This window comes from Mediterraneibacter sp. HA8405 (assembly GCF_056148955.1).
The window spans coordinates 1,176,916-1,197,977 of the sequence record NZ_CM148758.1; the positions used below are offsets into that span (position 1 = coordinate 1,176,916).

The window sequence follows — 21,062 nt, forward strand, 5'->3', positions numbered from 1 at the left end:
ATATCAGACGTTTATGCATAGACTGGAAGAAGGGAGCCAAAAAAAGACATGCATTACGATATCAGCTTTCCCCATCTCGGAATTGAACTGGAACATGTAGGAAAATCAGTCAGCGTTTTTGGATTTGAGATTGCTTATTATGGTATTATTATCGGAGCCGCCATTCTGATCGGCTTCCTGATTGCGACTTCCGAGGCAAAACGGACCCGACAGAATCCGGATGATTATCTGGATATGGGAATTATAGGTGTAATTGTCGGAATCGTGGGGGCCAGACTCTATTTTGTGATTTTCTCCTGGGATCTGTACAAAGACAATCTGCTGGATATTTTTAATCTCCGGGAAGGCGGCCTTGCCATATACGGCGGAGTAATCGGAGCGGTAATAGCTACATTTGTTCTGGCGCGGATTAAACGTCTGTCGCCTTTTCAGATTCTTGACACCATAGCGCTTGCCCTTCTTAACGGACAGATGCTGGGGCGCTGGGGCAACTTTTTTAACCGGGAAGCATTCGGGGAATATACTGACAGTCTGTTCGCCATGCGTCTGCCGCTGGATGCGGTGCGTTCGGGAGATGTGACAGAGCTGATGCGGGAAAATATGGAGCAGATTAATGGTATCAGCTATATCCAGGTTCATCCGACTTTTCTCTATGAATCTGTCTGGTGCTGTATTCTGCTTATTCTGCTGTTTCAGTACAGAAAGCATAAAAAATACGAAGGAGAACTGTTCCTTCTGTACATTTTCGGATATGCGCTGGGAAGAGTCTGGATCGAAGGATTGCGGACAGATCAGCTTCTTCTGCCTGGAATCGGACTCCCGGTATCCCAGGTTCTGGCCGGATGTATTGTGATATTTGCAGGAGCCGCGCTTCTGTATCTACGAAAACATCACAAAGGCATTCCGATGCTGAAAAGCGCAAAAAAATATGAGCCTATGCCGGATACAATTGAAGGAAAAAAGCCGCCGAAAAAGAAGGAAAGAATTTTTAAATTCAGAGAGAAATAGAACAGAAGGCAGGCGGCGGAGCCTGCCTTTTGTCTTTTGGCATCTGTGATACAGAAACTCAGATTAACTGTATATTCAAAAAGACCAGTAAAATCAGGAGGGTAATGAGGATGAAAGACTATTTTGACGGATGGGAAGACAGAGAAAACATGCAGATTCCTGAGAGAGAGAAAGAAGGATTTCAGGAAAAAGTCATTGTCAGAAAGCCGGTTGTGCCAATCCGGGAAAAGAAGCAGCCGGAAGAAGAAATCTATACAGGAGATGCGCCTACAGTCCTTCTTTCTCCTGATATGAAGGTGCAGGCATATATAAAAAGGGTATCTACCGGTGAGGAGACGCCTGTTGATAAAGACGGATTTGTTATCGGCAAATCTGTTGAGGCGGATTTTGTAGTAAAAAACAATCCGACTGTCAGCCGGAAACATGTAAAAATTCATATCCGGCCGGACGGATACTGGCTGGAAGATCTTGGCTCATCAAACCATGTCTTTGTAAACGGCACGCAGATCACAAAACCTCTGAGACTGACACACGGTATGAAGTTTACCCTGTCACTGGATGAGGAGTTTGAGTTTTCAATCAGAGTGGGGAAATAAGATGAGTGTAATACAGAATTTTTCAGATACATATGAAATACTGGATAAGCTTGGCGAAGGTGCCGGCGGTATCGTATATAAAGCGTATCATAAACGTCTGCGGCAGGAAGTTGTAATCAAGCAGCACAGGAGAAGCGCGGTATCGCTGACCGGTAGCCGCAGAGAGGTGGACATTCTGAAAAATCTCCATCATTCCTATCTGCCCCAGGTACTGGATTTTTTTGAGATAGACGGAGATGTCTATACAGTGATGAGCTATGTGCCGGGAAAGTCTTTTGCCCAGCTTCTGGCAGAGGGATACAGATTTACTCCGAAGGAACTGATCAGATGGGGAATGCAGATCTGCAGCGCGCTGAATTACCTGCACAGTCAGAATCCTCCGGTGATTCACTGTGACATTAAGCCGGCCAACATCATGCTCACCCCCCGGGGGGATATCTGTCTGATAGACTTTAATATTTCCTTTTACCTGGGCGATACGGCAGTGCTGGGATACACAAACGGGTATACGTCCCCGGAACAGTACATCATGGCCCTGAGCCATGAATCGGGACAGAACGAGGCAGGGGACGTTCATATTGACGAAAGAACCGATATTTACAGTGTGGGAGCAACATTGTATCATCTGGCTGTGGGACAGAAGGTCGGTGATTACAGAGAAAGAATTAATGCAGAGTATCTGGCGCAGTTTACAGGCGACTCATTTGCACAGGTTATTGAAAGAGCTCTGCGGATTGATCCGGCCCAGCGTTATCAGTCTGCGTATGACATGTTCCGGGCACTGGAAAATATTCCGAAAAAGGACAGCCGCTATTTAAGCCTGCTTCATAGACAGACAGCGGTGCGTATTGTACTGGTTGTACTTCTTGCAGGATTTATTGTATTGGGCGGATATGGAATATCCCGGATAAAAAGCGAGAGAGTAGATGCGTACAACGGCCTGGTTGAGGAACAGATCAGTCTGATAGAAGCAGGAGACTATGAAGGGCAGGAGCAGGTTTTTGAGGAGGCGTCAGAACTGCTGCCTTCTTCTCTGGAGAGCTATTATCAGAATGCATATTCACTGTATAAACAGGAAAAATTTGAAGACTGCATTTCATTTATAGATTATGATATCTGCCAGAATGAACAGCTGGATCTGGTACAGGCCAGAATGGCAGATGTGTACTATCTCAGAGCAGACAGCTATTTCCGCCTGGAACAGTATGAAGAGGCCGCCGACGCATATGAGGATGTCTTCCATATGGGGACACGTCACACAGAGTATTACAGAGATTATGCCATTACGCTGGCTTATGCCGGTGATGAGGAAGAAGCACAGAAGGTACTGCAGGAAGCAATCGACTACGGACTTACAGAAGACTCTGTTTACTATGCAAAGGGAGAGATTGAGAATGCTCTCGGCAGACAGGATGCGGCGCTTCAGGAATTTAAAGAGTGTATCAGCATCACAGATGATATGGAAATGAAGACAAGAGCGTATCTGATGATGAGCGATATTTATGAGGAGAAAGGCAGTGACGCGTCCCGGAGAGATGTTCTTCTGGAAGCACGGGAAGAACTGCCGGCAGAAGAACAGCTTCAGGTTCTGGAAAGACTTGCGTCGGCTGATATTGAACTGGCGGATACAACCGGAAAGAAAGAGTACAGGGAAGAAGCCATAGAAGTGCTGACGCAGATTATCGATCAGGGATGGGGCACATTTGATACTGCGGATACACTGGCCATCCAGTATGAAAAGCAGGGGGAAATAGAGCAGGCGCGTAAGACAGTGGATCAGATGCTTGAGACTTACGGGGAGGATTACCGGATTTATATGCGGTATGCTTTCCTGGAAATTGATACACAGGAACTGAAGGAAAACGCGCAGCGTGATTATTCGCAGTTCGCCGAGTATTGCGAAAAGGCGGAAGAACTCTATCATGAGCAGGTAAAGGACAACAACACAGATGCACAGATGCAGCTGCTTGAAGATGTGTACGGACAGGTTAAGGAAGGAGGCTGGCTTGAATGATGATTGAGATTACTCCGGGAATCATAATGACGGGAACAGGCGCTGTCGGTATAGTCGGATGTCTGATCGGCCTGATCGTAACGGCAGTAGTATTTCCAAAACAGAGAAAAAGACTTTTGCAGAATATAGAGGCAGAATAAGGAGGGTGAAAACATTGAAAAAAGGGTTAAGATTTATTGTTGCGCTTCTCACACTCGCGTCCCTTGGCGTTGGTTTTATTCCTGTGCTTGAGCTGGCCGGAATCAGAGTGTCAGTTGTGGATGTATTTAAAGTGGGAATCGGATATTATGACAAAAACAGTCTCGAAGGAATGATTTATGCCGGAATCCAGACTTATGTGGAACCATATGCATGGTTTATTGCAGGAGCTGCGGGAATTATTATCATAGAAACGGTTCTGATTGCGGTTTTGCGCAAAAAGGCTGCATACATTACAGGGCTTATCGTCAGCCTGATAAATATAGGGGCATTTCTGGCAGTATTCTTTATCCTGAGAGAAAAGTTCGGCGAAATTCAGTCGGCGCTTATTATGATTTCTGCTGATCAGGCGCTGGAACTCAGTTATATTCCGTTGTTCGCGTGGATTGCGGTCTATGCTCTGGCGTTTATTTTATCTATGATTGGCCTTATTCTGTGGAGAAAACCGAAAGAAGAAAATGCAGAAGAGGTATATCTGGAACAGATCAGCCGGGCAGAAGAAGAACGTGCCCGCCGTCAGTCAGAGCAGAAAAAACGGAGTAGAGAACAGGAGCCCAACAGAGTCGTCCGCCGTCAGACTGCAGATGTTCAGAAGCCTGAAGATTATTCCCGTCCCGGGCAGGAACCGCCATATGCGGATCAGAATTACCGGAATCCGGAGATGATGCATCCGGAACAGGAGCCTTCCGTATGGGCGCCGCCGGAACAGAAGAATGAAGTTCCGCTATCCGGCCGGGCTGCTGCAGAACCGGTTCATCCTGTCTCACAAGATGGTTTTTCAGGGGCAATTTCAGGAGAAAGCGGACTGTATGAAGGAAAGGTTTATCCTCTTACAGATAAAAAAGAAGTATTCTTTTCTATAAAAGAAGGGAATGCGGTGCTCAGTCCCTACGAAGAAGAAGGGGCGGCAGCGGGAATTTACTATATCAGAGAATATGGGGAGTACTGCGCAGAGCCTTTTGAAAAACGCGCGGTTTTTCTGGAGAGCGGACAGCCTCTTGGAAAGGGAAGACAGTATTATCTGCCCAGAGGAACGAAGATATATGTGGGCAGCAGAGAAAACAGTTTTACCCTGGTATAATGATGGTATATTGACACTACAAATACAGAATAAGACAGTAAGGAGGATCCCGTTATGAGAGATCAGGATGCAACAGTTCTTGTAAATTTTAACAGAGAAGAGGAAATAGGCAGACTTCTGGACCAGGCTTATACTGAGCTGGGGAAAGCGTACTATGAAGGCGGTTTTGAAGACCCCCTTCCCCAGCTTCTGCCCTTGTTTGACCGGATTACAAATCTGAAAAATGAGCTGGAAAAAGAATCCGCTCAGCAGCCAGCACCGGCGCCGCAGCCGGAACCGGTACCCGTACCGCAGCCGGAGCCGGAACCGGTACCGCAGCCGGAACCGGTACCCGTACTGCAGCCGGAACCGGAGCCGGTACCCGTGCCGCAGCCGGAGCCGGAACCGGTACCGCAACCAGAACCGGTACCCGTGCCGCAGCCGGAGCCAATACCGACGTCACAGGCGGATTTACAGCAGGCGCCGCCGTTTGAATCTGCGCCGGAAATGGGGGCCGGCCCCCAGCCGGGACCGGCATCCGCACCCCGGCCGCAGGCTCGTCCGATGAAACCGGTTCAGCATAAATTCTGTATTTACTGCGGAAGTCCGCTGCAGCCGGGCGACGCATTCTGCAGCAACTGCGGACATAAAATAGGATAACAGGTATAAAAGCGGGTATTGCGGAAAACTGCAGGATAATGCGGGAATGCGGATTCCGGATACCCGCTTTCCTGCGTTATACGTTTTATACAAAAGGAAGAAATGAGGTGGGAAAATGTATTGCCCGGATTGTGGAAAATATAATGAAGAAAAGGCCAGATTCTGCCGTTTTTGCGGCGCACGTCTGGAAGAAAATACAGGAGAACAGTTTACGCAGCAGGGGACTGTTTCCCAGGAGCCGGAAGAACAGAACGCACAAGATTATCAGAATATGCAGGCAGGTCAGGAGCAGCAGAGCAACGGTTATGAAGATAACGGACCTGTAAAAAAGAAAGGGAAAAAGATCTGGATTATACTGGCGGCTGTTCTGATAATTGCCGCCGCTGCAGCTGCGGTGGTATTTTTGTGGATTCTGCCTCAGCAGAGAGAAAAGAACTATAAAGCACATATATCGGATGGTAACCGGTATCTGGAAGAAATGGATTACGAAAAAGCGGAAGACAGCTACCTTGCCGCCATAGAAATAGAACCGAAAGAACCGGAGCCGTACCTGAGACTGGCTGATATTTACGAGGCTCAGAATGAACCGGAAAAAGTTGTGGAGATTTTGAAACAAGGTACTGAAAATACGGACAGCCCTGAGATTCAGGAAAAATATGATCTGTATACATACGTGCAGGATGTGCTGATTCCGGAAGAAGGTCAGGTGAAAGAAGGGGAATACACCTGTACGTATATAAATCAGCCCTGGGCCGATTCCACATGGACAAGCCTTGACCCCGTACATTCGGAAAAAGGCATTCTGACATCGAGAATCAGGGATTTTGATAATGACGGAAACGATGAACTTCTTGTACTTAGCCTGAATAATGACGCCAGAGAATATGATTATACGAGAGTGGACCAGAATGAGGTGATGCTCAGAATGTATGAGTACCGTGACAGGGAAGTTGTTCTGAGCGATGAGACTTCAGCATTATGTCCGGTGCTCGGTGATGGCGATTCAGAGTCAAGCGGGATTTTCCTTCATGAATATGACGAACAGATCTATATATGCGGAAGTCTCAGACAATATTTTCATGTTATATCAGATGGGATAAAATTCTACTCTTTCGTATCTGTCTATAATGGAGAAAGCTTTGAAAAACAGGCGGGAACGGATGAAACAGTTATAGGATCTGAATTCAGCGGCGAGGAGCAGGACGCGCAGGAGATGGCGGATTTTCTTGATGAAATCGGACTTTCCGGGGAAGCAGAACAGATCAGAGACTCATGGCTGCGCTGCTTTGAGTTTACCGATGATGTGGAGATGCTCATGCTTATTACCGGTGAAAATGACCTGGATACATATCCTTATGATTACTGGGAGACGCTGGACACGGATCTGCTGGGTGAAGTGACGCTGACTCTGAGGCTGACATGGAATGATGCGCAGAGTGAGGAAGCGGATCAGAAGCCGGAAGAAGACGGAAATGAGGCAGATGAAAATCAGGATGTTCAGGCAGCGGCATCTCAGGCCCAGGATGCCTATGACAATTTGCTTGACAGTGGAGAATATAACAATTATATATCAGAATGGCTGACAAGCCCGGAGTCATATACGATTCTCGATATTAACCAGGATCAGATTCCGGAGCTGATGGTGCATTCCGCTGATGACGGTACGGGCTGGTCCAATACTCTGCTTTTTGCCTATGACAGTGAAGCGCAGGAAGCAAAAATGGTTCAGGATATTTATCACTATATGGATATCCGGTATTCTGCGAAATATAAAGCAATTGTATATTCAGATGTCCGGTCCTCTTTAATGTATGGAGGCAGCGGCTTCTTTGTTCTGGACGGTACAGAACTGACCCAGGCATTTTCGGTAGGCTGGGATAATACATCGTATGCGAATGCGGTAAATGAAATAGATGAAAATCATTATTTTATCTTTCAGGGAGATACAAGAACAGAAATTACAGAAGCTCAGAATGACGAATACTTTGATGAACTGTCGGATATAGAGAAAACACAGCTGTAAGTTCAGCAGAACGGTCAGAGGAAGGAGAGTAGAACAATGTATTGCCCAAATTGTGGAAATTACAACGAGGAAGACGCCGATTTCTGCGGTTCCTGTGGAAGCCCCCTGCAGAATGTGACAGAAGGACGGACAGGAGCGGGAAATGAACAGCTAAACGGGGATTTTTCAGAAAACGGGACCGGACAGAGTCTGCAGGGGCCGCAAAGCGCAGCGCCTGCGGCTCCGGTTCCGGGAAAAAAGAAAAGTAAGAAGATATGGCTGATACTGGCAGCGGTGTTTGTCGTTGCCGCGGCGGCAGCGGCTGTGGTATTTCTGTGGATTCTGCCGCAGCAGCAGGAAAAACGCTATACAGCTCTGGTAGATGAGGGAAACCGGTATCTGGAAGAAATGGATTATGAAAAGGCAGAAGATGTGTTCCTGGAGGCAATTGCAATTGAGCCCAGGAAAGAGGAGCCTTATGTGAAACTGGTTAATCTGTATCTGGATACCGGTGAGACTGAGAAAGCAAAGCAGATAATTACAGATGCGAAAGAAGCGCTGCCTGAAGAAGAAAGAAAAGAGATCGAAAATCTGGAAGAGGAGCGGAAGGACGAACTGAACGGCGAAGGTTCTGTGTATGTCTGGGCTGTAGAGCCTGAAATTGAGGCCGATGATATTTATTACCTGAAAGAAACAGGTACGAAAAAATATCCGCACAATGAGATGGAACGCCAGATGTTTACTGATTATGCAGTTATAAAGCAGGGAGACGCTTACGGACTGATTGATATGAGCGGAGAGATTCTGGGCGGAATGGATTACAAAGAAATTACAAGCGGATCAGGATATTATCTGCTGAAAAGAGAGGAAGCAGTCTACGCGCCGGAGTACGGATGGGAAATGGACAGCTATTATCTGTATGAGGATGAGATTATTCCGGCAATCGGAATTGAAGGAGATGTCTATGGATTTAAAGGTGCGTTTTATTACAGTAACGGACTGCATAACATTTTTGATGCATATGGGGAAGAAGCATTCGGAACAAAGACATGGACAGAACCGGAGGATGCCATTCCGGTAAAGAATTCAGATATAACACTGGAGGAGGCACTGGAAAACGGTGTGCAGGACTGGGGTGCATGGCTGAACGAATTGCCGGGCGGATACGGAATTTATTATGGGGACAGTATGGCTACAGATTTTGTATATGATGCCTGCGGCTCTCAGATTTCCGGATTGCTGGCAGTAGAACAGGACGGAAAATGGGGCTACGTGGACAAGCAGGGAAATGTAGTAATTCCAATCGAATATGACGCGTCCTGGACACAGTATGTTCCGCAGTACCGCACTGTGGATACAGAGCCTCAGGATTTCTGCTATGCCGCCTCAGAGGGACATGTAGCCCTGGTAAAAGACGGCGTCTGGGAGATGCGTGACGCCGGCGGCGATCTGGTTATTGCCCCTGGAGTATTTGAAGAAATCCGGCCTGTGCATGAAGGAAAATGCTGGGTGAAATATGAGGGCAAATGGGGTGTGATTGAACTGACAGACGAGGAAGACGCAGAAATCGAGACGGAAGATGAAGAGAAAGAAGAATCCGAACTGTCAGCAGAATCGTCTGTTGAAGAAATTACAGAAGCTATAGCAGAGCATCTGAATGAGAGCCTTGGAGAAGACGAGGGATCATACAGCATCTCAGAGAGCGAAATGCAGGAGACGGACACAGGTTACTGGTTCCTGGTACGGTATGCACTGCCCCAGGAGGAAGCGGACAGGATTATTGCAGCCGGAGGAATGCCCTCGGCTAACCGTCATGTAGGAGAAGTTACTGTGGATCTTGCTACCGGTACTGCAGTATGGGAACCATTAATGGGAGAAAGAGAAGAATGGCAGCTTTGGTGAAGGGAGAGTTGAGAAATGTATTGCCCGAATTGCGGATGTTACAATGACGAGAATGCCGCTTTCTGCGGCTCCTGCGGAACACCTCTGAGAACAGAACAGAACAGTCCGGCCGGGAACAGCCTGGTCAGACTGCCGGCGCTGTGCCGCCGTATCCAGGAGGACAGGAAATGAAAAGGATGGAAGGCGGGGCGCCGACCCCGCCTGTTCAGAAGAAAAAGAAAGGGAAAAAAATATGGCTGATACTGGCGGCGGTGCTCGTTGTTATCGCGCAGCCGTGGCCGCGGTATTCCTGTGGATCCTGCCTCAGCAGAAGGTGAAACAGTATAATTCTCTGGTAGCAGAAGGAAACCGGTATCTGGAAGAGATGGATTATGAGAAGGCAGAAGACGCGTTTCTGGAGGCAATTGAGATCGAGCCGAAAAAAGCAGAGCCTTATGTGAGACTGGCTGATCTTTATCTTGATACAGGAGAAACTGAGAAAGCAAAACAGATAATCACAGAAGCAAAGGAAACACTTCCGGAAGAAGAAAGAGAAGAAATCGAAAAGCTGGAAGAGGAGAGGAAAGACGAATTAGACGGTGAAGACCCCGTCGAAGAAGAAAAAGTGGAAGAAGAATTCCCATTCGACCAGGAATACTGGATTATCTTCCGGGAAGGATTTCGGGAGAACAGAATTGAGATGTCTACAGTGGATTCAGACATGGACAGACAGGATCTGTGTATTATCTGGGATGCCGGCCAGAGATGGCTCGTTAATGTTGAAGTTTATCAGGATGGAAACTTTGTTGCCGGTGCGGCTGTGGACCGGGATACGAAGGAACCGATAAGAAATATTTATAATTATAATCCATAGGATATATTTAAAAGAATAGCAGGCAGATTGCCGGTTAACAGAAAACCGGCTTTATCCGCAGCGGTTTAAGTCAGACAGAAAGAGAGAAGCGCCTGTGTTTCCGGAATATTGTAATTCCTGGAAATGCAGGCGCTTCTCTTTTTCTGTATATTTTTGCATATTAAAATTAATAGTCAATTCTTACAACATCTTCAATCCTGCACTCCAGGATCTGGCAAAGAGCCGCCAGCGTGGCGATGTTTACGTTGTCGCCACGTTTCAGATGATAAAGAGTACCCTTGTTGAAGTGATAGGTATTTATCAGTTTATATGTTGACATTTTCTTTTCTTTCATTGTATTCCACAGGGGATCATAAGAAAAAGATGCGGTGTTTTCCATGACTTTCGTCTGGCGGAAATTGTTGAAGCAGCGGCTCGGACTATACTTTATTGTGCCACAACTGCAGAGAGGATATACATACAGAAAAAGAGAAACAAGATACAGAAGAGAAGCAGATTAAGAGATGGGAAATTCTGATTTTGTTTTTTCTCTGACTGTAATCGCAATGTTTTTTCTGACATATGGAAACAGGAATCCCTGGCTGTTATCAGAAGAATTTGACCATGTTCTGGCATATGGGGATGGCTATTATCTTGTAATAAAACAGGTGGATGACGGAGCAGAAAATATCTGCAGCATGATCGGAGTAGTAAATTCAGATGCAGAATGGATTCATCCCCTCAGACCGGATCATATTTTTGTCAGCGGGTATTATGGAGATTCAGCGGAAGAAAAAAACTACGAAGAATATATAAAAGAGAATACTTCTTATATAGGAGAAGGTATGTTCCTTTTAATCCGAAAAGAAATGTTCGGAGATACGTATACCGGACTTGTGTATAATGCCGGGATGATGAGGAATTTTGCATAAGACAGTACGGCTCACTGAAAAAAGTTCAGAAGGCCGGCGGTATCTCATATGTGGCAGAAGAAAAATACAGTCCTACAGTTACCTATAGAAATGGGTATTGGGTTATACTCAGAGGAAACGGGAAACGAAAAGAAATCTGTATTGCAGACCGTTTCGGACATATCAGAAGAACGGGCAAAAGGGCGCAGAGACTGGGCCAGTATTCAGAAGGGCTTTTTTTCGCTGACGGGTGCTTTTACGATATTCATTTAAGGCCAAGTCTGATCCTGGAAGGATATTGCATTATGAATGAACCATGTTTTCAGAACGGGAAAAGTTCACTGGTAATAAAAACAGAACAGGGAGAGAAATACCGGATAGAAATGGACCGGAGAGGGAGGCTGCTGGGGAAGCCGGAAAGGCTGTAAGAGGCGGAAATATTGGTTATATAAAAAAACATTTCAAAGGAACGGACAGCCATCTGCTTATTAAATATAAGTTCGGTCTGCACCCCAAAATATACAAAAAAACCGACTACCCTCTATAGACTTTTGTCATTTTTGGCGATATAATGAAAATACATGTGAATAAAACTATTTTTTTCAATGTAATTTTTAAGGAGGAACAAAAAATGGCAAGAAAAATGAAGACCATGGACGGTAACCAGGCCGCTGCTCACGTCTCATATGCATACACAGAAGTCGCAGCGATTTACCCGATTACACCGTCATCCGTTATGCCTGAGCATGTTGATGAATGGGCTACTCAGGGAAGAGAAAATATCTTCGGACAGACCGTACAGGTTGTGGAGATGCAGTCTGAGGCAGGTGCGGCAGGTGCAGTTCACGGCTCACTGTCAGCAGGAGCCCTTACAACTACATTTACAGCGTCTCAGGGACTTCTTCTTATGATTCCGAACCTGTATAAAGTAGCAGGTGAGCAGCTTCCGGGCGTGTTCAACGTATCTGCCCGTGCTCTTGCAAGCCATGCGCTTTCTATTTTTGGTGATCATTCAGACGTTTATGCCTGTCGTCAGACCGGCGCGGCTATGCTGTGCGAGTCCAGCGTTCAGGAGGTTATGGACCTGACACCGGTTGCACACTGTGCAGCACTGGAAGGAAAACTTCCTTTCATTAACTTCTTTGACGGATTCCGTACATCTCATGAAATCCAGAAGATCGAGACATGGGACTATGAAGATCTGAAAGATCTGGTAAATATGGATGCCATCGATGCTTTCCGTGCACATGCACTGAACCCGAATCATCCGTGCCAGAGAGGTTCCGCTCAGAACCCGGATATCTTCTTCCAGGCAAGAGAGGCATGCAACCCGTATTACGATGCAATGCCGGGAATCGTTCAGAACTATATGGATAAAGTAAATGAAAAGATCGGAACAGACTATAAACTGTTCAATTATTATGGGGCAGAGGACGCAGAGCATGTAATCGTCGCTATGGGTTCTGTGTGCGATACAATTGAAGAGACAATCGACTATCTGATGAAGGCAGGCGAGAAAGTCGGCGTTGTGAAAGTACGTCTGTACAGACCGTTCTGCGCACAGGCGCTGATCGACGCAATTCCGGATACAGTTAAGAAAATTTCTGTTCTGGACAGAACAAAAGAGCCGGGAGCAATGGGCGAACCGCTGTACCTGGATGTTGTTGCGGCACTCAAAGGTTCCAAATTCGATGCTGTACCGATCTATACAGGACGTTACGGACTTGGTTCCAAGGATACAACACCTGCTCAGATCGTTGCTGTATATCACAATGATGAGAAGAAAGTATTTACACTTGGTATTGAGGATGATGTGACAAACCTGTCACTGAAAGCTGACGAGCCGCTGGTTACTACACCGGAAGGAACAATCAACTGTAAATTCTGGGGACTTGGCGCTGACGGTACAGTCGGAGCAAACAAGAACTCCATTAAGATTATCGGCGACAACACAGACATGTACGCGCAGGCTTACTTCGACTATGACTCCAAGAAGTCAGGCGGTGTTACAATGTCTCACCTTCGTTTCGGTAAACTGCCGATCAAATCTACATACCTGATCCATCAGGCAAACTTTGTAGCCTGTCATAATCCGTCCTATGTGGACAAGTACAATATGGTTCAGGAACTTGTTGACGGCGGTACATTCCTTCTGAACTGTCCGTGGGATATGGAAGGACTTGAGAAACATCTGCCGGGACAGGTAAAAGCATATATCGCAAACCACAACATCAAATTCTATACAATTGACGGTATCAGGATCGGTAAAGAGATCGGACTTGGCGGACGTATCAATACAGTTCTTCAGTCTGCATTCTTCAAACTTGCCGCTATTATTCCGGAGGCAGAGGCAATCGACCTGATGAAGGCTGCTGCCAAAGCTACATACGGAAGAAAAGGTGATAAGATCGTTCAGATGAACTACGATGCAATCGATGCAGGTGCAAAACAGGTTGTAGAAGTAACTGTTCCGGAAAGCTGGAAAGATGCAGCTGACGAAGGACTTGCTTCTCCGAAGGTAGACGAAAACGGAAGAAAAGATGTTGTTGATTTCGTTAAGAATATCCAGGCAAAAGTAAATGCTCAGGAGGGAAATACACTTCCGGTATCTGCATTTAATGATTATGTAGACGGTTCCACACCGTCCGGTTCTTCTGCATATGAGAAACGTGGTATCGCAGTGGATATCCCGATCTGGAATCCGGATAACTGTATCCAGTGTAACCGCTGTGCGTATGTATGTCCGCATGCTGTTATTCGTCCGGTAGCTCTTACAGAAGCAGAAGCTGCTCAGGCTCCGGAAGGACTGAAGACTCTGGATATGATCGGTATGCCGGGTATGAAGTTTACAATGACTGTATCCGCTTACGACTGTACAGGATGCGGCTCCTGTGCCAATGTATGTCCGGGCAAGAAAGGCGAGAAGGCTCTCGTTATGGGCAACATGGAAGCAAATGCAGGCGAGCAGGACTACTTCGATTACGGAAGAGAGATCCCGGTAAAACCGGAAGTTGTCGCAAAGTTCAAAGAGACAACTGTAAAGGGAAGCCAGTTCAAACAGCCGCTGCTTGAGTTCTCAGGCGCATGTGCAGGCTGCGGTGAGACACCGTACGCAAAACTGATTACACAGCTGTTCGGCGACAGAATGTATATTGCGAACGCAACAGGATGTTCTTCTATCTGGGGCAACTCCTCACCGTCCACACCTTACACGGTAAATCCGGAAGGCAAAGGACCGGCATGGAGCAACTCTCTGTTCGAGGACAATGCTGAGTTCGGATATGGTATGCTGCTTGCTCAGAATACCATCAGAGACAGAATGAAAGGATACGCTGAGACACTTGCGGCAGAGGCAGAAGATGCTGATGTTAAGGCAGCTGCTCAGGAATACCTTGATACATTCACATGCGGCGCGACAAATGGAACAGCAACAGACAAGCTCGTTGCAGCTCTGGAGAAATGCGGATGTGACCGCAAGGAGAAGACAGAACTTCTGAAACACAAAGACTTCCTCGCAAAGAAATCCCAGTGGGTATTCGGCGGTGACGGATGGGCTTACGATATCGGTTACGGCGGTGTTGACCATGTACTTGCAAGCGGCAAGGACATCAACATCATGGTATTCGATACAGAGGTTTACTCCAACACAGGCGGACAGTCCTCCAAGGCTACAAAGACAGGTGCTACAGCACAGTTCGCGGCAGGCGGTAAAGAGACGAAGAAGAAAGACCTTGCAGGCATGGCTATGACATATGGATACGTATACGTAGCTCAGATCGCTATGGGCGCTGACTTCAACCAGACAGTCAAAGCTATTACAGAGGCTGAGGCTTATCCGGGACCGTCACTGATCATCGCTTACGCTCCGTGTATCAACCACGGTATCAAGAAAGGTATGAGCAAAGCTCAGACTGAGGAACAGCTTGCAGTAGAGTGCGGATACTGGAATAACTTCCGTTACAATCCGGCTGCTGAAGGCAACAAGTTCTTCCTTGACAGCAAGGCTCCGAAGGAAGAGGATTACCAGGCGTTCCTTGACGGCGAGGTTCGTTACAATGCTCTGAAGAGATCTAATCCGGAGAAGGCTGCAAAACTGTTCGCGATCAACGAGCAGGAGGCTATGGAGAGATACGAATACCTGAAGAAACTGGTAGACGTATATGCTGAAGACAAAGCAGAGTAAAATATAATCAGAACCGATTCTGCACGGCGGAATCATAAAAAAAGCTGCCGTCCGGTGAATACAACAGTATTCGCCGGACGGCGGCTTTCTGCTTTTATATTAAGAAAAGCCAATAAAAGAACGGAAGGAACTTTCCGCCGCCGGCAAGCCTGTTTTGCCGCATATGGATTGTTTTACCGGGGGATCTTTATTACAATCACAGTCAGGAAACGGAAAAAGATCTGATAAAGGGGAAAGAAAAATGAAAAAGCACATATGGAAAATTGTAATTGCGGCTTTTGTTGTCATCTGGATCTGGACTTTCTGGAGCGACAGGCAGGAAGAGTCCCGCAGATCCCGGTCTGATACGACGCAGACAACGCAGAGTCCAGGCGGTATAAATATATGGGATGACGGCGGCGGATCGCAGATGTGCATTGGCTGCAGCGGGTCAGGCTCCTGTTCCCAGTGTTACGGTACAGGCACATATAGCAACTATGGTGAAAGTGTAGTATGCACCGCCTGCGGCGGCACAGGGAGATGCAGGATATGCGGCGGCACCGGATGGGACTGAAATACTGCGGGAGAAGAATCTGTGAAGACACAGTTTTCTCCCGCAGTATTTTTGCGCGATATGCCCGGCAGGCGGCCGCCATGCCTGCATGGGAGGACATTTGCCGGGCAGCTTATCCTCTGAATAAATACCGTATAATGATCTGCATTCTTTCGTCCATATCTTCATCCGGTTCTGTGTAAAGCGAATAAAGAACCAGCCAGTCCCATGCATTTCTCGGATCAAGCGTGTTCATTCCGCATCTGTCAAGAACAGAATCCAGAATCCAGCGATGTTCGTCGAGCCGCTGCCATGGAGTCAGGTAGGCTTCATCCAGTTCGGTATATTCCGGATCAACAATATTCTGGGTGACAATATACAAAAGGGTAAGAAGCTTTCTGGTGAGATTTTCCTTCTGGTTGAGTATGTTGGACAGGGCGGTAGTGTTCGGCCATCCGTTTTTCAGCATTTTCTGCAGAGGAGTAAGATGGCGGCGTTTTTTTCCGGACGGCATCCCCAGAGAAAGATAGCTGGAAACCACGTCATCGACAGACAGTTTTCTGCAGTCTGAGCCAGAGGGTTTCTTTTCAGCTGAGGTCTGGTTTTCCGGAGGATTCTGGGACAGAATATCGTAATATGTACGGAATGCTTCGTAGGAAGTCCGATGAAAGGAATTAAGCTCCTGCAGATATTTTCTGTATTCACTGAGGAACTCTCTGTCAGTCCGGATATTGCGGAACAGATTGTATACGTCTTCGGTATGCAGAGCAGATTCGCTTCCAGCTGGCTGACAGGCGGCATCCCGGGGAAGAACCCGGAAAAAGCGGACGGCTTCCGGGTATGTTCTGCCCGTGCGCAGACAGTAGGAATAGGCAAGTTCCTTAGGGGAACGGTAATGGATGCCGTAATCAGACACAAAGCCAAGAAGATAGGATGCATCTTCCTCGGACAGATGCAGGGAAAAGACAATGATGAAAATATCCTCGCGGCCTGAGGGAACGTTTTTCCCGTTTATCCAGTTCTGAACCCGTCTGATGACAGACGCGCGTTCCGTATCAGGCGAAATTTCTGAAAAACCATTTACAAGACGTTCTTTTATATCTGGTTCCGGATAAAGCTGCCGGAGAGAAGGATAAAATTCTCTGATCTGTATATCTGAGCGAAGAAAATCGATGGCTGAGAGAGGGTCTTTTCCCACAGCTCCTATCGTGCGGTATGTCTGTTCGGAAAGATCTGTAAGTTCCAGACGCATATATGAAATCTCCTTTCGCGTTGCTCTTCCTGAAGAAATACTGACAAGGAAAACGGCGGTGTTCCGGTCCTGTCTGTTTCGTCAGCTATGGTCAGTATAACATGATTTGAAGGGAAGGAAAATAGGTGCGGCTTTTCTGAGAAAAAGGATATATAATACAGATAAAGCACTGTGAAATCTTTTGTTTGAAGAGGGATCTGCCGCGGCGGATTCCGGATGAAAGGAAGAATTTATGGAAGATGGCAGGCAGTATCTTGGCAGCGGCAGCCGGCTGACGCTTGGGAATACAGAATACAGGATAATCAATGCCGTGGGAAGCGGTTCGAACGCAATCGTATATAAAGCGGTTTATCAGGACGGGGTTGAGAAACAATACTGTCATTATGTACTGATAAAGGAGCTGTTTCCCCGGCACCAGGACAGAGGCATATACAGAGGCAGTGACGGGCGCATTTGCCGCAGGCCGGAGCAGGAAGAATATTTCCGGATGCATGAAAGAAGTTTCCGGACAGGAAATGAGATCCATCTGAGCTGTCTTGCGGCCCATCCCGAAGCAGCGGCCGGAAATATTAATTCCTGGTATATGAACGGGACAATTTATACGGTGTATCCGTTTGACGGAGGAATTACGCTGGAGCAGTACAGAAACCGGGAACACACTGGACTGCATGAAATATGTCTGTTTATGGAAGAGCTGGCCGACGTGGTAAAAATATTTCATGACACAGGATTTCTTCACCTTGATATCAGCCCGGATAATATTCTGATCATTCCAATGCCGGGGAAAACGAAATACCGGCTTCTTCTGATTGACTACAACTGCGCATGGAAAATATCCGCAGAGAGCCGGGACAACGGACTTTATACAGGGAAAAAGGAAGGATATTCCGCGCCGGAAGTAATGCTGGGAAGAACGGAATATTTCGGGAGGGCCTCAGATCTGTATTCTGTATGCGCGGTTCTGTTTTATCTGCTGACGGGGAGAAAACTGACCCGGTCTGAACAGACGAACAGAAAGGAGCTGAACAGGGCGCTTGACAACTGTCCCTGTCTGGAGAATATTCCGGTTACGGCTTTCATGAAACTGCGGCAGATACTTGGAAGAGGTCTGTCCCAGTCGCCTGCGGTGAGATATCAGGAATGTGAAGAGCTGAAAAACGATCTCCGGGAGTGGCTGGCCAGAATCGAAGGACGCGGAATTACCAGAGCTGCGCTGTGGGAAGCGGGCAGACGGCAGCGTCTGGCCTGCGAGAAGCAGATGCGCGCGCCGAACTATAAATGTTCCATGTATCTGCGTACAGAACAGATGGAAGAGATCGATGAAGAAACATTTGAGAAAGAGGCAGGGGAAGGAAACGTGCTCCTTCTGGGAGAAGGCGGCGCGGGAAAAACCGGCATGCTTTTGCGTATATGGAAACGGTATACGGAATATTATGATGAGCATATGCCGGTTCCGGTCTATGTTCCGCTGGCAGCGTGCACGGGGGATAACGGAACAGGAGACGCAATCCGCCGGTATATTCTGGAAAAGCTCCGGCCTGACAGCCGTCAGGAGGCAGAAGAGATGACCTGCCTGAATCGTCTGCTCGAATCCGACGGGAAATTTCTATTCCTTCTGGACGGGCTGGATGAAGCGGGGCACAGAAAACATCTTACATATGAGATCCGGGAGCTGACGCGGAAAAAAGGCACAGCAGTTATTCTTACAGAGAGAAACGCTGCCCCGGGGAGAAAATGGCGTACAGACTTCCGGATATATGAAGTGATCGGCTTAAGCAGGGAACAGCAGCGCCGGATATGTGCGGAAAAGAATATCCCTCTGCCGGAGAGAAGCGATGCAGGCAGACTTCTGAGCAACCGGATGTTTATGGGAATGTATCTTGATATTATGGCTTCTGAGAGCTCTGATGAACGGACGGAAGGGGCGGATGAATATTTCCCGGTCAGAGTCAGAGATCTGTTTGACCGGTATTTTATCAGTATTGAGGAAAAACTGGAACGCATTCTGCAGGACGACGATGAATATTGCGCGGCCAGATTTGCGCTGGAACATTTTCTGCCGGCAGCCGCGTCACAATGCGAAAAAGCGGGAAGCCTTTCAACAGAAAGAATCATGCATACCGCGGAGAAATGTTACAGCCTTCTCCAGGACAGGGCCTTTCTCTTCGCATTCCCCGAATATGCACGGAATGGAGCAAGAATACGCGGCGCTTTTCCGGATATATGGCAGTGGTATGATTTTGCTGTAAACCGTCTGCTGTCAGATACCCTGAAGCTTCTTGCGGACTCGGACGGAAGATGGACGGTAAGCCATCAGGAACTGTGTGTTTATCTTGCAGAGCAGGGAAAAGCCCGGAAAAAGACATATATGCGGACCAGGGCGAGACAGAGATTCAAAAGGAACAGCTGGATTCTGGCAGTCTGTGCCGGAGCGGGAACCGCCGGATTTATGATCTGGACACAGATCTCCTATCCATTTTTCGAAAATGACAGGGCAGAAGTGGAAGACAGCATTAAAAATATGGGGCTGGTAACAGGAAGCGCATGGTTTGTTATACAGACCCAGTATGACATGCTTGACCAGGCGGAAGATATGCTGGAAGAAGGATCGCTGGAAGAGAATTACGGAAACTGGAACGAACAGATGCTCAGCGGCATGGAAAGCTGTGAGTTTTATGCGCGCCTGCATGAAGAGGCATCCGTCTCTGTGTATCTGCCGCTCGCGGAGAACCTGCGGCTTGATCTGGAACAGGAAGATCTGGAGGATGTGTATACATTTCCGGAAAAATCATTTGAAGATGCCGCGCAGTATATGCAGAGTCTGTCCCACAGGCTGAATCCGTCTGCCGGATACACGGATCATGAAAGGAAAAATGCAGTGGAAAGATACAGAGAGTATCTGGACGCCCGGTCCGGGCTGCTGAACTGGACAACTGCTTCGGTTCTGAACGACTATCCGGATGCATACAGACAGGAATATGAACAGATGCTCAGAGAATATCCGCTCTATCAGTCAATCCGCGCGGAAGAGGAGGAGATACGGGCGGAAAAGGAAAACATGGAAAAGGCGCTGGAAGACGCGGAAAGGGAGATGCGTCTCGGGGGCATGTAAAGGAGGAAAAATGTCAGAGAAGATGAAAAGTCCAGGTGTGATACCGGCGCTTCTGGCAGTTCTGCTGACCGCAGTGACGGCGGGGAGCTGTGCTCCGGCGGAAACCGGGCAGGACCGGGCGGATCGTCCGGCGGTATCGGAGGAGATGAAAGCATTTACAGAAGCATTCAAAGCCATGTATATTCCTCAGGATGATATGGCGTCCGGGTATACAGAAGCCCTTGGAGCCATAGAAGAATATGCCCTTTTCCCCACAGACAGCGGGAGAGAACAGGCGGCAGAGATTCTGCGGAAATCATACAATGCTATCGAGGAAACTGAACTTGCGGAATACGGATCTGTTATCTCGGAGGAAGCAGAAGCGTTTATGGAGGAAAGAGGCATGTCCGCGGCAGAATTCAGCGCTCTCTGTGCGCTGGGAGAAACGGACAGACAGCAGTATCTGGATGATTTGGAGCGGTTTGAATGGTATCTGGAAGAAACAGATCTGAAAGATGAGACGACGGCGGATGCCTTTCAGCTTGAAGCAGAATACATGTCCCAGGTGCAGAGCGAACTGAACCGGTATATGTATTATGCCACCAATGAGTTCCTGGCCGCTCTGGAAGAAAACGAACTGGAATATATGACAGACCAGGTATTCAGCGGTCTGGACGCCTATGCTCCGGATGACGTCCGGTGGCAGCAGGATGCGAAAGACGCATATCAGAAACAGGAGGAATGCTGGAGCAGGATCAGCAGGATTCAGGAGAAAATGGAGGAAGAAACAGGGAAGCTTCTGTCGGAATAGAAGACGGAAA

The 21,062-nt window shown here is 47.6% G+C and carries 19 protein-coding genes; 17 read left to right on the plus strand and 2 right to left on the minus strand.

Features of this window, described 5'->3' with window-relative positions; all coding sequences use genetic code 11:
* The first annotated feature begins 48 nt into the window (after positions 1-48).
* The 11 genes from lgt to AC0QUU_RS05595 all read left to right on the plus strand — a co-directional run bounded on the left by lgt (position 49) and on the right by AC0QUU_RS05595 (position 10,293).
* The gene (gene lgt / locus AC0QUU_RS05545; RefSeq protein WP_474545057.1) at positions 49-1,008 is read left to right on the plus strand and encodes a prolipoprotein diacylglyceryl transferase; all 960 of its coding nucleotides are present in this window, start codon (positions 49-51) and stop codon (positions 1,006-1,008) included.
* A gap of 110 nt (positions 1,009-1,118) precedes the next feature.
* On the plus strand, positions 1,119-1,604 hold the full coding sequence (locus AC0QUU_RS05550; RefSeq protein ID WP_474545059.1) for an FHA domain-containing protein: 486 nt from the start codon (positions 1,119-1,121) through the stop codon (positions 1,602-1,604).
* A gap of 1 nt (position 1,605) precedes the next feature.
* Complete coding sequence (locus AC0QUU_RS05555) at positions 1,606-3,618, plus strand: protein kinase domain-containing protein (protein ID WP_474545061.1); 2,013 nt, start codon at positions 1,606-1,608, stop codon at positions 3,616-3,618.
* Positions 3,615-3,758: a hypothetical protein gene (locus tag AC0QUU_RS05560; protein WP_474545063.1), complete on the plus strand. Its 144-nt coding sequence runs from the start codon at positions 3,615-3,617 to the stop codon at positions 3,756-3,758. Before AC0QUU_RS05555 ends, AC0QUU_RS05560 begins: the two co-directional genes overlap by 4 nt.
* A 14-nt stretch (positions 3,759-3,772) precedes the next feature.
* On the plus strand, positions 3,773-4,897 hold the full coding sequence (locus AC0QUU_RS05565; RefSeq protein WP_474545065.1) for a hypothetical protein: 1,125 nt from the start codon (positions 3,773-3,775) through the stop codon (positions 4,895-4,897).
* 54 nt (positions 4,898-4,951) lie between these two features.
* Complete coding sequence (locus AC0QUU_RS05570) at positions 4,952-5,536, plus strand: zinc-ribbon domain-containing protein (RefSeq protein WP_474545067.1); 585 nt, start codon at positions 4,952-4,954, stop codon at positions 5,534-5,536.
* Between the two features lie 115 nt (positions 5,537-5,651).
* Positions 5,652-7,559 (plus strand): tetratricopeptide repeat protein, encoded by a 1,908-nt coding sequence (locus AC0QUU_RS05575; RefSeq protein WP_474545068.1) that lies wholly within the window; start codon positions 5,652-5,654, stop codon positions 7,557-7,559.
* Positions 7,560-7,595: 36 nt separating this feature from the next.
* On the plus strand, positions 7,596-9,440 hold the full coding sequence (locus tag AC0QUU_RS05580; RefSeq protein ID WP_474545070.1) for a WG repeat-containing protein: 1,845 nt from the start codon (positions 7,596-7,598) through the stop codon (positions 9,438-9,440).
* Positions 9,441-9,455: 15 nt separating this feature from the next.
* Positions 9,456-9,611: a zinc-ribbon domain-containing protein gene (locus AC0QUU_RS05585; RefSeq protein WP_474545072.1), complete on the plus strand. Its 156-nt coding sequence runs from the start codon at positions 9,456-9,458 to the stop codon at positions 9,609-9,611.
* Positions 9,608-9,757 carry a hypothetical protein gene (locus AC0QUU_RS05590; protein ID WP_474545074.1) on the plus strand — a complete coding sequence of 50 codons (150 nt, stop codon included), beginning with the start codon at positions 9,608-9,610 and terminating at the stop codon, positions 9,755-9,757. Before AC0QUU_RS05585 ends, AC0QUU_RS05590 begins: the two co-directional genes overlap by 4 nt.
* Positions 9,754-10,293 carry a tetratricopeptide repeat protein gene (locus AC0QUU_RS05595; protein WP_474545075.1) on the plus strand — a complete coding sequence of 180 codons (540 nt, stop codon included), beginning with the start codon at positions 9,754-9,756 and terminating at the stop codon, positions 10,291-10,293. Before AC0QUU_RS05590 ends, AC0QUU_RS05595 begins: the two co-directional genes overlap by 4 nt.
* 166 nt (positions 10,294-10,459) lie before the next feature.
* On the opposite strand, the gene AC0QUU_RS05600 is transcribed toward AC0QUU_RS05595, so the two are convergent.
* Complete coding sequence (locus tag AC0QUU_RS05600) at positions 10,460-10,672, minus strand: helix-turn-helix domain-containing protein (RefSeq protein ID WP_474545077.1); 213 nt, start codon at positions 10,670-10,672, stop codon at positions 10,460-10,462.
* 124 nt (positions 10,673-10,796) lie between these two features.
* On the opposite strand from AC0QUU_RS05600, the gene AC0QUU_RS05605 reads away from it, so the two are divergent.
* From AC0QUU_RS05605 to AC0QUU_RS05620, 4 genes are all read left to right on the plus strand, one after another.
* A complete protein-coding gene (locus tag AC0QUU_RS05605) occupies positions 10,797-11,204 on the plus strand; it encodes a hypothetical protein (protein ID WP_474545078.1) in 408 nt (135 codons plus the stop codon).
* Between the two features lie 50 nt (positions 11,205-11,254).
* Complete coding sequence (locus AC0QUU_RS05610) at positions 11,255-11,611, plus strand: hypothetical protein (protein WP_474545080.1); 357 nt, start codon at positions 11,255-11,257, stop codon at positions 11,609-11,611.
* A gap of 203 nt (positions 11,612-11,814) precedes the next feature.
* Positions 11,815-15,366, plus strand: coding sequence for a pyruvate:ferredoxin (flavodoxin) oxidoreductase (nifJ, locus tag AC0QUU_RS05615; protein WP_474545082.1), 3,552 nt, complete (start codon positions 11,815-11,817; stop codon positions 15,364-15,366).
* 241 nt (positions 15,367-15,607) lie between these two features.
* Positions 15,608-15,919: a hypothetical protein gene (locus tag AC0QUU_RS05620; RefSeq protein ID WP_474545083.1), complete on the plus strand. Its 312-nt coding sequence runs from the start codon at positions 15,608-15,610 to the stop codon at positions 15,917-15,919.
* Between the two features lie 112 nt (positions 15,920-16,031).
* On the opposite strand, the gene AC0QUU_RS05625 is transcribed toward AC0QUU_RS05620, so the two are convergent.
* Positions 16,032-17,150: a hypothetical protein gene (locus AC0QUU_RS05625; protein WP_474545085.1), complete on the minus strand. Its 1,119-nt coding sequence runs from the start codon at positions 17,148-17,150 to the stop codon at positions 16,032-16,034.
* A 232-nt stretch (positions 17,151-17,382) separates the two neighbouring features.
* On the opposite strand from AC0QUU_RS05625, the gene AC0QUU_RS05630 reads away from it, so the two are divergent.
* Complete coding sequence (locus tag AC0QUU_RS05630; RefSeq protein ID WP_474545087.1) at positions 17,383-20,262, plus strand: protein kinase domain-containing protein; 2,880 nt, start codon at positions 17,383-17,385, stop codon at positions 20,260-20,262.
* Positions 20,263-20,272: 10 nt separating this feature from the next.
* Positions 20,273-21,052, plus strand: a complete 780-nt coding sequence (locus AC0QUU_RS05635) for a hypothetical protein (RefSeq protein ID WP_474545088.1) — start codon at positions 20,273-20,275, stop codon at positions 21,050-21,052.
* Positions 21,053-21,062: the final 10 nt, after the last annotated feature.